At 70.6% G+C, this 14,210-nt stretch carries 18 protein-coding genes; 6 read left to right on the top strand and 12 right to left on the bottom strand.

The features are described 5' to 3' along the window. Positions 1-73: 73 nt before the first annotated feature. The 9 genes from traB to OG207_RS35815 form a co-directional block, all read right to left on the bottom strand. Positions 74-2,068, bottom strand: coding sequence for a plasmid transfer protein TraB (gene traB / locus OG207_RS35855; protein WP_329104558.1), 1,995 nt, complete (start codon positions 2,066-2,068; stop codon positions 74-76). A gap of 14 nt (positions 2,069-2,082) precedes the next feature. Further along, on the bottom strand, positions 2,083-2,595 hold the full coding sequence (gene traA, locus OG207_RS35850) for a plasmid transfer protein TraA (RefSeq protein ID WP_329104556.1): 513 nt from the start codon (positions 2,593-2,595) through the stop codon (positions 2,083-2,085). 97 nt (positions 2,596-2,692) lie between these two features. Then, a complete protein-coding gene (locus OG207_RS35845; protein WP_329104554.1) occupies positions 2,693-2,839 on the bottom strand; it encodes a hypothetical protein in 147 nt (48 codons plus the stop codon). A 35-nt stretch (positions 2,840-2,874) separates the two neighbouring features. Then, a complete protein-coding gene (locus OG207_RS35840; RefSeq protein WP_329104552.1) occupies positions 2,875-3,792 on the bottom strand; it encodes a hypothetical protein in 918 nt (305 codons plus the stop codon). Then, positions 3,789-4,010: a hypothetical protein gene (locus tag OG207_RS35835; RefSeq protein ID WP_329104550.1), complete on the bottom strand. Its 222-nt coding sequence runs from the start codon at positions 4,008-4,010 to the stop codon at positions 3,789-3,791. The genes OG207_RS35840 and OG207_RS35835 overlap by 4 nt, the downstream gene beginning before the upstream one ends. Continuing rightward, complete coding sequence (locus tag OG207_RS35830) at positions 4,007-4,201, bottom strand: hypothetical protein (RefSeq protein WP_329104548.1); 195 nt, start codon at positions 4,199-4,201, stop codon at positions 4,007-4,009. Before OG207_RS35830 ends, OG207_RS35835 begins: the two co-directional genes overlap by 4 nt. Before the next feature lie 64 nt (positions 4,202-4,265). Continuing rightward, a complete protein-coding gene (locus OG207_RS35825; protein WP_329104546.1) occupies positions 4,266-4,640 on the bottom strand; it encodes a DUF6907 domain-containing protein in 375 nt (124 codons plus the stop codon). After that, positions 4,637-5,218: a DUF6907 domain-containing protein gene (locus tag OG207_RS35820; RefSeq protein WP_329104544.1), complete on the bottom strand. Its 582-nt coding sequence runs from the start codon at positions 5,216-5,218 to the stop codon at positions 4,637-4,639. Before OG207_RS35820 ends, OG207_RS35825 begins: the two co-directional genes overlap by 4 nt. Further along, positions 5,215-5,448 carry a helix-turn-helix domain-containing protein gene (locus tag OG207_RS35815; RefSeq protein ID WP_329104542.1) on the bottom strand — a complete coding sequence of 78 codons (234 nt, stop codon included), beginning with the start codon at positions 5,446-5,448 and terminating at the stop codon, positions 5,215-5,217. Before OG207_RS35815 ends, OG207_RS35820 begins: the two co-directional genes overlap by 4 nt. Before the next feature lie 192 nt (positions 5,449-5,640). Here OG207_RS35815 and OG207_RS35810 point away from each other — a divergent pair, with 192 nt between their 5' ends. From OG207_RS35810 to mug, 3 genes are all read left to right on the top strand, one after another. Then, complete coding sequence (locus OG207_RS35810) at positions 5,641-6,378, top strand: GntR family transcriptional regulator (protein ID WP_329104539.1); 738 nt, start codon at positions 5,641-5,643, stop codon at positions 6,376-6,378. A 217-nt stretch (positions 6,379-6,595) separates the two neighbouring features. Next, positions 6,596-8,029, top strand: coding sequence for an adenylosuccinate lyase (gene purB, locus OG207_RS35805; RefSeq protein WP_030008636.1), 1,434 nt, complete (start codon positions 6,596-6,598; stop codon positions 8,027-8,029). Continuing rightward, positions 8,026-8,625, top strand: a complete 600-nt coding sequence (gene mug / locus OG207_RS35800) for a G/U mismatch-specific DNA glycosylase (RefSeq protein ID WP_329108129.1) — start codon at positions 8,026-8,028, stop codon at positions 8,623-8,625. Before purB ends, mug begins: the two co-directional genes overlap by 4 nt. Before the next feature lie 68 nt (positions 8,626-8,693). Here the strand turns inward: mug and OG207_RS35795 are convergent, their stop codons facing one another. Genes OG207_RS35795 through OG207_RS35785 form a run of 3 tightly spaced genes read right to left on the bottom strand, consistent with a single transcriptional unit; the run spans position 8,694 to position 10,870 of the window. Continuing rightward, positions 8,694-9,131, bottom strand: coding sequence for a hypothetical protein (locus OG207_RS35795; protein WP_329104537.1), 438 nt, complete (start codon positions 9,129-9,131; stop codon positions 8,694-8,696). A gap of 40 nt (positions 9,132-9,171) precedes the next feature. Then, entirely contained in the window at positions 9,172-9,921 is a 750-nt protein-coding gene (locus tag OG207_RS35790; protein WP_329104535.1) for an ABC transporter permease, read from the bottom strand. Positions 9,922-9,958: 37 nt separating this feature from the next. Then, positions 9,959-10,870: an ATP-binding cassette domain-containing protein gene (locus tag OG207_RS35785; RefSeq protein WP_329104533.1), complete on the bottom strand. Its 912-nt coding sequence runs from the start codon at positions 10,868-10,870 to the stop codon at positions 9,959-9,961. 108 nt (positions 10,871-10,978) lie between these two features. On the opposite strand from OG207_RS35785, the gene OG207_RS35780 reads away from it, so the two are divergent. The 3 genes from OG207_RS35780 to OG207_RS35770 all read left to right on the top strand — a co-directional run bounded on the left by OG207_RS35780 (position 10,979) and on the right by OG207_RS35770 (position 14,064). Continuing rightward, entirely contained in the window at positions 10,979-12,154 is a 1,176-nt protein-coding gene (locus OG207_RS35780; RefSeq protein ID WP_329104530.1) for a sensor histidine kinase, read from the top strand. Between the two features lie 4 nt (positions 12,155-12,158). After that, a complete protein-coding gene (locus tag OG207_RS35775; protein WP_329104528.1) occupies positions 12,159-12,809 on the top strand; it encodes a response regulator transcription factor in 651 nt (216 codons plus the stop codon). A 100-nt stretch (positions 12,810-12,909) separates the two neighbouring features. Then, on the top strand, positions 12,910-14,064 hold the full coding sequence (locus tag OG207_RS35770; RefSeq protein ID WP_329104526.1) for an ROK family transcriptional regulator: 1,155 nt from the start codon (positions 12,910-12,912) through the stop codon (positions 14,062-14,064). The last annotated feature ends 146 nt before the right edge of the window (positions 14,065-14,210 follow it).

Here is a 14,210-nt window from a genome sequence, read left to right as displayed (position 1 = left end):
CCGCCTGACACCCGCTCCTGCCTAAGGGTTTGGGTGTCAGGCCGGTCTGACGCGTCAGAAGGTGTCAGAGCTGTCAGGCGTCGGCCATGGCGGGCACGATCCGGTACCGGCCGGGCTTCGACGTGGTGTCCAGGCGGCCTTCGACGAGCATCTGCTGAAGCTCTCCGGAGACCCATCCGCGCTTCCGGCCGAACCGTTCGGCGTGGTCCATGACCTCCTTGACGCCGATCACCATCGTTCCAGCGTCCTCGAACTCGGCAACGATCTCCTGCAGGGCTGCGCGGGCTTCCCCGCGGCTGAGCTCGGCCCCGTCACCCTGGTCGAAGACGACGTTCTCCTCGCCCGGCTGCGGCTGAGGCAGCTCCTCGTTCGGGTCGATGTCGAGGTCCTCGTCGTCCAGGCGGCTCACGGTCTGCTCCTCGTCGTCGGGGTTCTCCTCCTTGTGCTGTGCCCGTTCCGTGTACGCCTTCCCCACAATGGATGCGGCGGCGCCCGCGGTGATCGGGTCGGGCTTGGCGCCGTTGCGGCCGGCCCACGCGGCCAGCGTCTCCATCAGGGACACGGAGTCCCAGGTGAAGCGGCGGGTCCGGGCGGGCGACGCGTACAGGGCCTCGTCCACGCCGGGCGTGACGAGGTAGCAGTAGCCGGGGCGTCGGTTGCCCCAGACGCCAGGGTGGGCGCCTGCGTCGAGGACTTCGTCGGGCAGGGCGAAGCCTTCGTCCCGCTTGTCGACGCCGAAGCACAGGACCGAGGGCAGTGATGCCCGGGTGCTGGTCGACATCTGGTCGTGGCTGGGTCGCTGGAGCGAGACAACGAGGGAGACGCCAGCGGAACGCGCTTCCTGGGCGATGCCGGTGAACGCGTCGTCGCCGAGTGCGCGCAGCGTGTTCGCGGCCTCTTCGAACCAGGTGACCAGGTAGGGCATGCCCTCGCAGCCGCACGGTCCGTCCGACTTGCAGGAGTGTTGGGGGTCGTCCTGAGTGCCGGCGCACACGGGCTCCCAGGCCCGGTACTTGTGGAGGCCGAGCCACCGCGTCCGGGCGGGGATGACGGCTTGGACGGCTTCGACCATCGCCTCGGTGCCGGCGCCCGCCTCGACCGCCCAGTCGATGCCGGGCAGCAGGGGCCGGAAGTCCTGGAAGGCCTTCGGGTCGGACAGCCAGACAATGACGTCCTTCCTCGACAGGATTTCCGTCAGAACGTTCAGGGCCCCGTCGCCCTTGCCGGATCCGGTGCCACCTGCGATGAGCAGGTGGGTTCCGTTGCGGCCCGCGGGAACGTCCGCGGGCAGCCACATCATCAGCGGGTCGCCGTTGTCGTAGCGGCCGATGACGAGCGGGTCGGCGATTGAGCCGCCTGGCAGGGCCGGGCCTTCCCACAGGACGATCTCGGAGAGCATGTCCATGGGGACGATGACGAGGTCGCCGCGGCGCGCGGAGTCGGGGTCGGGGCTGTAGCGGATGGCGGTGGTCGGCAGATCCAGCGCGGACGCGATGCGGGCCAGGGCGCGGGCGGCGTCGTCGTTGGTCTGCTCGCCACCTTCGAGGGCCAGCGGTACGGTCACCCGGTTCGGCTCGACCTTGGCCACTCCGAACTTGGCCTTGGCCAGGCCGACCTTCTCCAGGAGGCCACCGTCGGAGGATGCCGCCTTGGCGCCGTCGGGGTCGCGGCGCATCACCTGGCGGATGTTCCATGACAGGGCGCCGACGATCCCGCCGACGAACCACATGTCCCAGCTGGGCCCGAAAAGGGCGGCCGACGTGAACCAGGACGAGCCGGCCGCGACGGTGATGGCCGAGTGCAGGCGCCGTTCCTTGCCCGTCGACCTGGCCGCCCACCAGGTGGAGCCGGTCAGGGCGACGGAGCCGAGGGTGAGGAGCACCCCCATGCCGGTGTCGCCCTCCCACACCAGGTTGGCGGCGCCACCCGCCACGCCGACCGCGCCGGCGCCGAGCCACGGCGGCAGGTACGGCTTCGCACGGTGCAGCAGGTAGGCCTTGATGCCGCCCCCGTCGGAGCTGCCTTTCAGCTGGTCCTCGTGACGCTGCTCAATGTCCTTGCCGGTCATGGGGGTGCCTCCTCTCAGTACTGGAACGGGCGGGCCTGCGCCGGCCGGTTCGGAGTGCGGGCGGACATGATGTCGGCGTACTCCCGCTGGAACGCGGCGTAGGTCGCGGCGGCCAGAGACGCTGCGTCGGCGAGAGCTTCGCCGGACTTCTTCAGCTTCCGGGCGACCTTGCGGGCCCTCAGCTTGTGCTGGATGAAGTTGTCGTCCTTCAGGCCGCTGGCCTGGGACAGGGCGGCCTGCAGGATCTCGGCGGCGACCATCACCTCGATGGAGGCGTGGACACCGAACGCGCGGAGGGTGTCGCAGTAGTCGCGCAGCTCGGCCGCCGACGCGAACGACGGGTCGGGAAGCATGAACTGGGCACGGCCACCGCCAGCTCCGGCACTCTGGACGCTGCCGGTGGTGGTGGTCTTGGTCGAGTTGATGTTGATGTTCGGTCCGAGGTTGAACGACGGCCCGTGCTTGGTCTTGTTGCTGCCGCCCTTGGTCTGCGGGTTGCTGCTCGTGCGCTGCCCGTTGATCGGCATCCGATCTCCTCCAGCTCGGTCCAGGTGGATCCCGGCCCCCACCACCCCCCGCAACCGTTCAGATCTGAACAGTTGCCGAGGGCGGAAGGGGTCGGGGCTACTTGCTGTCGTCGGTGACGGTGACGTTGACGATGTGGCCGACCTGGAACGGCAGGTCCTCGTACTCGCGGGCGACGGAGTCACTGCTGACGGTGGTCTCGATGACGGTCCCGTCCGCTTCAGTGACCGCGATCTTCTTGGCCATGGATGGCTCCTCGTTGGTCAGGCGGGGGTGGCGGGCTACCGGTAGGCGGCGCGGTCGAGTTTGTTCCGCTCCCGCCGCACGGTCGCCTCGACGGACGTCTGCTTGGCGTCCGGAACCTTGGCGAGGATCGCCTCGATGGCCTCCTCGCGGGACGCTCCAGCCTTCAGTTCGACGCGGGCCAGGTGCGAGATGTTCGGGCCCTGCTCGACCTGTTCGCGAACCGTGTTCGCCCTGTTCAACTGCGGTTCGGGGCGCCCCGAACCGTCCTCGTGTTCGCGGGCCTGTTCGGCCGTGATCACGTCATGGATGCCCATGGAGTGATCGAGCCCTGCGAGTTCGTTCAGGTCATGCTCGGCGGCCAGGAGCTCCAGCCGTGCGGCGACTTCCGCTTTCGCGGCCTGGCGGCGGACACCAGCGATCGCGAGCTTCGCGTTCGCCTTCGACATCTCCGCCGCCACCCACGCCGCATCGGCCGGAGCCAGGTCCTTGTCGATGTGCCTGAACACCGCCCACCACAGAACCTTGGCCACGATGGACACGGCGGCGCCGACGAGGGCCATCTCCCAGCCGCCGGCCAGCTGGCCCTCGAGGTAGATGGCGCCCGCAGCGACGAGGGCGAGTGCCCAGCCGACCTTGCGGGGGAAGTCCCGCTTGGCGGGGTCGAATCGGGCCAGCCACTCCAGCAGCAGGACGGACAGCCAGGCGACGTCGAAGACCATGCCGGCCGCGTAGCCGGGCCCGCCGCCGAGGAGCTGCCCGATGCTGTACGTCGACCACACGATCGCGACGAGCGTGAGGACCAGGACCAGGCTGCTGACGCCAACGAGGGCCAGGCGGTCCTTGTCGACGGGGACCTTCGGGATGCGGACGGTGTACGGCTCGGGCACCTGGTTCGTGGTGCCGTCGATGGTCCGGTCGACCAGACGGGACCGGGTCTCAGTCAGGAACTTCACGACCGGTTCTCCTGCTCGTCGGTGTGGGTGGCCTCGTGCTGTTCGGCGAGCGTGCGGAAGAACGTGGCGGACTGGGGGCTTACGTCGCGGTACTGGATCGACCACGGGCAGGACGGGCAGACGATCCGCTCGAGGCGCCGGCCCAGGAGCTCGGGAACGATCCGACACAGGGCGACGACGAGGACGAGTAACGCGATGACGTCGAGAACGGTGGTCATTCGGTGACTCCTTCGGCTACGCGCACCACACGGTGGGCGGCCAGGTTGGCGCCGTGCCGGTCGGAGGCACGGTTCGCGAGGATCAGGGCGGCCATCAGGGCCGGAACGCTGGGGAGAGGCCGGGTCGACCGGCCGAGGGAACGCAGCGCGGCGTTCTCCGTCGGCCGGCGGATCGGCCAGTGCGAGCTCACTCGCCGTCCTGCGGGTCGATCGGGTCGCGGTCGCCCTGCCCGCACCAGTCGCAAGCGGTGACCATCACGACATCCCCTCCAGCGACTGCAGGCGGGCCTGCAGCGGGAGGAGTCCGCACAGCACGTGCGTGGCGATGACGGAAGCCAGATCGCCAAGGCCGTCCGAGTCGAACTCGTGGTGCTCGCCGTCGATCTCGACTACGACCGTCACGTCGCGGCTGCTGTGCTCGGCGAACGGGAACTGCTGCAGGTTCGCCTTCAGGAACTCGATCCGGCCGTAGCCGGGGACGTTCACCGAGGCGGCGTGCTCGACGCCGTCGTGGCGGATGCCCGAGCGGTGATTGCCGTCCGCATGCTCGACGACGCACCACGACGGCTCGACGAGGAGGACCGGACCGTGGTCGAGGGTCTGCACGGTCACGGTGTGCGGGGCGCTCACAGCTGTACCCGGCCCTGCTCGCGCAGCGCGGTCAGCTGGGCGTGGACGTCCCGGAACTTCGCCAGCTGGGCCTCGAGGGTGAGGATGACCGAGGCCAGGCCGTCCGGGTCGAGGCCCTCCATGAAGTGGTCGTCGACGATCTCGACCTGGGCGTGCGGGACCCGCTCGTGCATGTTGCGGGAGAACGGTTCCTGGCGGATGAACGCGGACAGGACACGCAGCTGCTCGACGTCACGGCCGCCGCTGACAATCGGCAGGGAGACTTCCTCGCTCTTGGTGCGGCACCAGATGTCTTCGGCGTGGGTCGGCGTCTCGCGGTCGATCCTGTGGTTGACGACGCAACCGGCCAGGCAGGTGACCTCCTGCAGCTCGCTGGTGGAGCTGTCGATGAACGTCCACGTGCGGGCCGGCGGCTCGGCGACGAACTCGGCGGCCAGGGGGAACTGCGCATCGACGGACCGCTGCGCGGCCTCCAGCTCGATGGCCTCACGCTCACTGGCCGTCGGCTGCGTGGGGACCGCGGACAGCTTCGGCTCCGGACGGAACATGCGGGGCAGGTCAGCGGGGATCGCGTTCACAGCGCCACCCCCAGCTCTGCCGTCGGGATGCCGCGCTCGTCGGCGTAGGCCTTGAGGGCGGAGCGGGGGATGCGGATGGTGCCGCGGCCGACGCCGACGCGGTATGAGCCGATGAGGCCCGTCCGGACGGCGACGTACACGGTGGACTTGTCGACGTCCAGGAACTCAGCGACGTCCTTGACCTTGAGAGCCCCGGCGCCAGGGCGCACGGGGGTAGAGTTCTCCTGCATCTGCTTTCTCCAAGGCTCGATGCGCGGCCCTGACGGGCTCGGTGTTGGTAGCACCGAGACACCCCCGTCGGGGCCTTTTGCATGCCTGACTTGTCCCGGCCTGTCGTTCCGCCGGGCATGGCACTAAGGTGTCTTAAGAGGCTCTGTCATGTCAAGAGGCTTCGTAAGGTGTCTTAAGAAGGGAGAGTTTGGATGGCTGGGGAAGGCAAGCGGCTACCGGTCTACCGGGAGGCGGCCAACGAGATCATCGAGCGCATCAAGAGCGGAGAGCTGCAGCCCGGAGGGGCCGCGCCCTCGGCACGCCAGCTCGTGGAGAGCACTGGCATGAGCAGCGCGACAGCGGCTCGAGTACTCGGCGTGCTGCGCGACGAGGGATGGATCGACACCGTTCCCGGGCGAGGAAGCTTCGTGAGGACGCCCGCCCCGCTGACACGGGGAGCGGACCGGCTGTCCATGCTCCGCGGTGGTGGAACCGGCCTGGCCGATGGCGAGCGGGTCGAAATCCTGCTCGGCATCACTGCGCCGGCCGAACAGGAGGTCGCCGATGCCCTCGGCTTGAACGTGGGCGACCTGGTTGCCGTGCGCCGCCGACGCTACGTCGACACCGCGGGAGTCTCTGCGGTGTCCTCCACCTGGATCGCGGGCACCTTGGCACGCGAGCTGCCCGAGTTCACGCGAGCCGAGCCCCTCCCCTCGATGACCTTCGGGCTCATCGAGGAGCGGACCGGACGCCGGGCCACCCGACGGCGCGACGCCGTGTCCGTCCGCGCAGTACCCGACGAGGTCGCCTCGCTCCTCGGCGTACAGGCCGGCCGTGACGTCCTCGTGGTCACCAACCGGTACTGGGACCAGCACGGTGAACCCACCGAGTACGCCGTCGACTATCACGCGCCTGGCCGCGAGCTCATGTCTGAGTACGACCTCGACTGACGATGAGGTGGGGATGAGCGCAGCGCAGCACCACCCCAACGCAAAGAAGGCCCCGCCGGAAACCCGGCGGGGCCTTCGTCTTTTGCTACGACGGACGTCTCACACACGTCTCACAGACCCACGCACTCAGCGGAGCGCGAGTGGCCCGTGACCTGCGATTTCATGGTCACCACGGAATTGTGCGGTCCTCCACGGAAGGAATGTAAACTCCCTCCACGTGACTGCCAAGCCCCGCATCCCCAATGTCCTGGCCGGCCGCTACGCCTCCGCGGAGCTCGCCGTCCTGTGGTCCCCCGAGTACAAGGTGACGCTGGAGCGGCGGCTGTGGCTCGCCGTGCTGCGCGCCCAGAAGGACCTCGGTATCGAGGTCCCGGACGAGGCCCTCGCCGACTACGAGCGCGTCCTCGAGACCGTCGACCTCGCCTCCATCGCCGAGCGCGAGAAGGTCACCCGGCACGACGTGAAGGCCCGCATCGAGGAGTTCAACGCCCTCGCCGGTCACGAGCACGTCCACAAGGGCATGACCTCCCGCGACCTGACCGAGAACGTCGAGCAGCTGCAGATCCGGCTCTCGCTGGAGCTCGCCCGGGACCGCACGGTCGCCGTCCTCGCCCGCCTCGGCAAGCTGGCCGGCGAGCACGCCGAGCTGGTCATGGCCGGTCGCTCCCACAACGTGGCCGCGCAGGCCACCACCTTGGGCAAGCGCTTCGCGACCGCGGCCGACGAGCTGCTGGTGGCCTACGACCGCCTCGAGGACCTGCTGGGCCGCTACCCGCTGCGCGGCATCAAGGGCCCCGTCGGCACCGCCCAGGACATGCTCGACCTGCTGGGCGGCGACGCCGCCAAGCTGGCCGACCTGGAGCAGCGGATCGCCGCCCACCTCGGCTTCGCCCAGGCCTTCACCTCGGTCGGCCAGGTCTACCCGCGCTCGCTCGACTACGACGTGGTCACCGCACTGGTGCAGCTGGCCGCCGCCCCGTCGTCGATCGCCAAGACCATCCGCCTGATGGCCGGCCACGAGCTGGTGACCGAGGGCTTCAAGCCCGGCCAGGTCGGTTCCTCCGCGATGCCGCACAAGATGAACACCCGCTCCTGCGAGCGCGTGAACGGCCTGATGGTCATCCTGCGCGGCTACGCCTCGATGACCGGCGAGCTGGCCGGCGACCAGTGGAACGAGGGCGACGTCTCCTGCTCCGTGGTCCGCCGCGTGGCCCTGCCGGACGCCTTCTTCGCCTTCGACGGCCTGCTGGAAACCTTCCTGACGGTCCTCGACGAGTTCGGCGCCTTCCCGGCGGTCGTCGCCCGCGAGCTGGACCGCTACCTGCCCTTCCTCGCGACCACCAAGGTCCTGATGGGCGCGGTACGGGCCGGGGTGGGCCGCGAGGCCGCCCACGAGGTCATCAAGGAGCACGCAGTGGCCTCCGCGCTCGCGATGCGCGAGCAGGGCGCCGAGCGCAACGAGCTGCTGGACAAGCTGGCCGCCGACGAGCGGATGCCGCTCGACCGGGCCCAGCTCGACGCCCTGATGGCCGACAAGCTGTCCTTCACGGGTGCCGCGGGCGACCAGGTCGCGGTGGTGGTCTCCCGCATCGAGGCGATCGCCAAGCAGCACCCGGAGGCCGCCGGGTACGCGCCGGGGTCGATCCTCTGACCCCCGACGAGCTGAACGCCGCCCGCGACCGCGTCCTCCCGGACGTGGTCGCGGGCGGTCTGCGTGTGCTCTTCTGCGGAATCAACCCCGGACTCCTCTCCGCCGCGACGGGCCACCACTTCGCCCGCCCCGGCAACCGGTTCTGGCCCGTCCTACACCTCTCGGGCTTCACCCCGCGCCTCTTCGCCCCTGCGGAGCAGGAAGAACTGCTGGCCTACCGTCTCGGCATCACCAACGTCGTGGCCCGGGCCACGGCCCGCGCCGACGAGCTGAGCGCCGAGGAGTTCCGCGAGGGGGGCCGCATCCTGACGGCCAAGGTGGAACTGCTGCGCCCCCAGTGGCTGGCGGTGGTCGGCGTCACGGCCTACCGCACCGCCTTCGGCGACCGGAAGGCACAGATCGGCCCCCAGGAACTGACCATCGGCTCCACCCGCATCTGGGCCCTCCCGAACCCGAGCGGTCTCAACGCCCACTGGACCGCCAAGTCCATGGCCCAGGAGTACGCCCGCCTCCGCGCGGCCGCCGAAGCGGGCGAGGACCAACCGGACGCGTCCGATGACCGCCCCTCCGCCGGGCCGGGCGACCTCCGCAGCTGACGGAACGTCCCGCGCCTTCCCTGGTGGCGGTCGCTGAGGTCGCGCCACGGGCCAACCGAGAAGACCCCCTACGGCGGGTCGGTGACGGTGACCGCTGCCATCAACCGGTAGGGGTCCTCACCGTCCCACTGCGCCACGTAGACCACCAGCCAGTGGGCGCCGACCCGCCACAGGTGCACGTGGTCGGTGCTGCTACCCAGCTCGTCCCACGGCTGCGGTATCTCCTCCCCGGCGAATCCGCGGTCCCTCAGCGTTCCCAGGCTGAAGACCTGCGGCTCCCCCCACCGGTCGGTCGCGGCCTGGGCGAGCGCCCCGTACTCGGCACCGATCTGGTCGGCTGCCTCGATCCGCCCCGAACCGTCGTCGTCCCAGAACTCCCGCGTCAGGGCGAGCTGGACCAGGTGGAATCCCGGACCGCTGCTGTTCCCTCCGGCCCAGACCAGCTCGGTCGGGAACTCCTTCGCCCGGAGCCGGTCGATCGTGTCGAGATGGTCTGCCGTGGTCATACCGTCAGTATCCCGAGGGCCACTGACAACTGGCCCGTCGTCAAGCGTCCCGGCGGTGCACCGCCAGCCAGCCCCCCAGCGCCGCGGTGAGCGCCCACAGCGCCAGGACTCCCAGCCCGGCCCATGGACCGAGGTCACCGTACTGGTGGCTGCGCATCATCGCCTGCCCGGCTCGGTCCGGCATGAACTGCCCCACCCCGGTCGCTGCCGCGCCCACGATGAAGGACAGCATGACGACGAAGGGTATGAGGATGCTGAGGACGGCCACCCCGCTGCGCAGCACCGCCGTGAGCCCGGCCGCGAACAGCGTCATGAGCGTCAGGTAGAGGCCGCAGCCGACAACGGCCCGCACGGTGCCGGGGGCGCCCAGCACAAGAGCGTCCTGACCCATGAACGATTGGCCGGCCACGAAGGTGAGCAATCCCGCGAACTGGCCGGCCACGAGGGCGAGCGCGCCCAGCATCGAGAGCTTCGACCAGTAGAACCGCGTGCGACGGGGCACAGCGGTGAGGCTGGTACGCAGGGCTCCGTTGTGGAACTCGGCGGAAAAGGCGGTGGCCCCGAAGGCAATGGCCGCTATCTGGCCGAAGTTGACCCCGTAGAAGGCCGCGAGGAGCGGGTCGTCCCCCATGCCGCCCTCCTCGGACCGACCCAGGGCCGCAGCCGCCATCGTCTGGATGCCCACGGTGAGGACGAGGACGGATATCAGCGACCAGAAGGTACCCCGTAGAGACCTGATCTTGATCCATTCCGAGTGCAGTGCGGGGGTCGTGAGCCGTGCGGCGCTCATGGCGAAGCCTCCAGAGGGTACGGGAGCGGGTGGACGGTCAGTGGGCCGCGCTGAACTGCGCGTGATCGGCGGTGAGGTCGAGGTAGGCCTGCTCCAGCGAGGCGCGCTCGTCGGACAGTTCCAGCAGGGGAATCCCCTCACGGGCGGCCAGGGTGCCGAGCTGCTCGGCCCGTATGCCCTCGACGGTCCATCGCCCGTCGGCGGCGGCCACCAGCTCGACGTCGTGCCGGGCCAGCGCGGCCCGGAGCCGGACCGGGTCGGAGGTCCGCAGGCGCGCCCTCGGGGCGCTGCGGGCGTCGATGAACGATTCCATCGAAGTGTTGGCGAGCAGTTTGCCCTTGCCGAGCACGACCAGGTGGTCGGCGAGCGCCGAGGTCTCCGACATCAGATGGCTGGAGACCAGGACGGCACGTCCTTCGGCGGCGAGGGAGCGCATCAGCTCGCGGATCCAGATGATGCCCTCGGCGTCGAGGCCGTTGGTGGGCTCGTCCAGCAGGAGCACTCCGGGGTCGCCGATGAGTGCGGCGGCGATGCCGAGGCGCTGGCGCATGCCGAGCGAGAAGGACTTGATCCGCCGCTTCGCGACGGTGGCTATGCCGGTCTGTTCCAGGACCTCGCCCACCCGGCGCATCGGGATGCGGCCGGCCGCGGCGAGCAGGCGGAGGTGGTCGTGGGCGGTGCGCCCGCCGTGGGCCGCCTGGGCGTCGAGGAGAGCACCGACCCGGTGCAGCGGGTCCGTCAGGTCCAGGTACCGCCGACCACCGATCGTGGCCGTGCCGGATGTGGGCCGGTCCAGCCCCAGCAGCAGGCGCATCGTGGTGGACTTCCCCGCACCGTTCGGGCCCAGGAAGCCGGTCACCCGCCCGGGCAGGACATCGAAGGTGAGGCCGTCCACCGCACGGTGGGTGCCGTATCGCTTGGTGAGTTCTCGGATCTCGATGCTGTTCATGGCCCAAGACTCGCCGCCGGCCCCACCCCCTCTCCTCCCCCGTGCGGGGGTGGCGTCTCCCCCACGTGGGGGAGACGGCCGAGAACAGGGCGCTGCCACGATGGAGTCATGAACCGACTGCTGCGCGCCCCGTTCCAACCAGTGACCTATTCACGCTGGTTGCACCTCTGCGTGCCGCTGCTGCTGCTGGCGGTATGGATGTTCATCATGCCTTGGTGGCCCTGGGTGCCGCTGCTGCTCGTCCTGCCGTTCGGCCTGGTGCCCTGGGTGCGACTGGCGGAGGGGCTCCAAGCACAGTTCCTGCTCACCCCGTACGACCGCGACCCTTCCGACAGCGCCATAAGCCTCGCTCCGTCGGCCCACTGGGGGGACCGCTGGCGAACCGTGCTGTGGCTGGAGACGCGGATGGTCATCGCGGTCGGTGCGTTCGGCTCCACGGTCTGGCTGTCGGCGATGTCCGTGGAGCTCTTCGCGACGGCGATCGGGCACCCCTCGGGTCCGGACCACTTCCTGCCCTTCGTACCCGGGCGCTGGGCCGCCGCGCTGCTCGTTCCCGTGCCGTTGGTCGTGCTCATCGTCATCGTGGTCCTACTCGGCGAGTTGATCACCGCGGCTGCCACCCGCCTGCTGAGCCCGTCCGCTACCGAACGACTGACCGCGTTGGAAGCACGCACGGAGCAGCTGCTCGAGCGCACCCGCATCGCGCGGGAACTGCACGACTCCATCGGCCACGCGCTCACCGTGGCCGTCGTGCAGGCGGGGGCCGCGCGCGCCGCGGGTGATCCCGCCTTCACCGATCGGGCGCTGTGCGCGATCGAGGAGACGGGCCGGGCCGCGCTGGAGGATCTGGAGCGGGTATTGGGAGTGCTGCGGGAGTCGGGGCAGCCGCCGTCGCAGTGGCCGACGCTGGTGGAGGCCGACCGGCTCCTGGAGTCGGCCCGGGCCTCCGGCTCCACGGTGGACGCGCAACTGACGGGGCCGCTGGAGAAGTTGCCGGAGCCGGTCACCCGGGAGGGCTACCGGATCCTGCAGGAGGCGCTGACCAACGTACTGCGCCATTGCGGCCCGGTGCCGGTGCGCATTCGGGTGGAGATGACCGCGGACCGACTGGACCTGGAGGTGACGAATCCGCTTCCGGAACGCCCCGGTGTCACGGTTGGTGGCGGCAGCGGCCTGCGCGGGATCCGGGAGCGGGCCGCTCTGCTCGGCGGAGCGGCTGAAACCGGGCTGCACGAGGGCGGTTGGAGAGTGCGCGCCCGGCTGCCGCTGGAGCGAATACGCTGACCGGATGCCGGTTACCGTACTGCTCGTCGACGACGAACCCCTGGTGCGTGCGGGTCTGCGCGCCGTATTGGATTCCCAGCCCGACATCGAGGTGGTGGGTGAGGCGGCCGACGGGGCCTCCGTGATCCCGCTGGTCCGGCAGTTGCGGCCGGATGTGGTGGCGATGGACGTGCGGATGCCGCTCCTCGACGGGATCGAGGCGACCCGCGCGGTGCTGCGGACGGTGGACTCCCCGCCGAAGATCCTCGTGGTGACCACGTTCGAGAACGACGAGTATGTCTACCAGGCGCTGCGGGCGGGAGCGGACGGGTTCCTGCTGAAGCGGGCCCGGCCTTCGGAGATCGTGCACGCGGTACGGCTGGTGGCGGAGGGTGAGACGCTGCTCTTCCCGGCGGCCGTGCGGGCCCTGGCGGCGGAGTACGGGAACCGGCAGGCCCGGGCGGTGCTGGAGCGGGCCGCCCTGACCGAGCGGGAGGAGGCGGTCCTGCGGCTGATGGCGCGGGGGCTCACGAACGTGGAGATCGCCGCCGAGTTGATCATCGGCACGGAGACGGTCAAGTCCCACGTCAGCGCCATCCTGGCGAAGCTGGGGGCGCGGGACCGGACGCAGGCGGTGATCACGGCGTACGAGTCGGGGTTCGTCTCCCCCGCATGAGGGAAGGTCTGCTTCCGGCCGATGGGGGGCTGCTTCTCGCCGACACACCGGGCGGGCAGTACGATCCGGCTGACAAGCTCGCTACCTGGGAGGACACACGTTGGGGCAGCTGACCGGCGGGGACCCCTCTCTGCTCCGGCGGATCAATTCCGCCGTGGTGCTGCGTGCACTGCGGACGGCCGGATCACCGACCCTCACCGACCTCACACGGCTGACGGGACTCTCCCGGCCGACCGTCGAGGGTGTCGTTGAGGGGCTGATCGCGACCGGGCTCGTCGTCGAGGCGGATGCGGAGGAGGGGGCGCGGCGGCAGGGCCGCCCGGCCAGGCGGTTCCGCTTCCGGACCGAGGCGGGACACCTGCTGGGCATCGAGATCGGCTCGCACCGGATCGCGGTGCTGCTGTCCGGCCTGGACGGCCGCGTCATCGGTGCCGGCACCAAGGACGTCGCGGAGACGGCGTCCGCCGATGAGCGGCTGGAGCGGGTACGGGCGGCGGTCGCCGATCTGCTGCGCCGCGCCGGGGTGCCACGGGACTCGCTGCGGGCGGTAGGCGTCGGTAGCCCCGGGATCGTCGAGGCCGACGGCACGGTCCGCCTCGGCACCGCACTGCCCGGCTGGACCGGGCTGCCGCTCGGGGAACGGCTGCGGCGCTCGTTCCGCTGCCCGGTCCAGGTGGAGAACGACGCCAATGCGGCAGCGGTCGCCGAGCACTGGAAGGGCGTCGCGCGGGACACCGGCGACATGGTGTTCGTGATGGCCGGGCTCAGTCCCGGCGCCGGCTCGCTGATCGGCGGCAGGCTGCACCGGGGCTTCGGCGGGGCGGCGGGCGAGATCGGCGCCCTGCACCTGCTGGGCCGTGAGGTCACGCCCGAGCGGTTGCTGTCGACCACGGGTGAGCCGCTGCATCCGCTGGACGAGGCCGCCGTCGCCGAGGTCTTCGCGATGGCCAAGCGGGGCGACGGGCAGGCGGTGGCCGCCGTGGAGCGGTTCCTGCAACGGCTGGTGCACGACGTGGCGGCGCTGGTCCTGGCGATGGACCCCGAGCTGGTGGTCGTCGGCGGCTGGGCGGCCGGCCTGGACGGGGTCCTGGAGCCCCTCCGCCAGGAGCTGGCGCGCTACTGCCTGCGCCCACCGAGGGTGGCCCAGTCCATGCTCGGCGAGGCCGCAGTGGCGACCGGCGCCCTCCGGCTCGCGCTGGACCACGTCGAAGAAGAGCTCTTCGCGGTGGAGAAGACCGTCACGGCCCGCCGCTGACCCCGCCGCCCGCCCCTCCCGTACGCGCAGCTACGGCCCGGCCCCGGCCCCGGCAAAAGGTGCCGGGGCCGGGGCCGGGCCGTAGCTGCGTCCAGACGCAGCCGCAGCTGCATCCGGACGCCCAGAAGGATCGGGGACCGGGGGCG

The organism is Streptomyces sp. NBC_01439, assembly GCF_036227605.1.
GTDB lineage: Bacteria > Actinomycetota > Actinomycetes > Streptomycetales > Streptomycetaceae > Streptomyces.
Note: the sequence above shows the minus strand (reverse complement) of the source record. Positions and strands in the feature narration are given on the sequence as shown.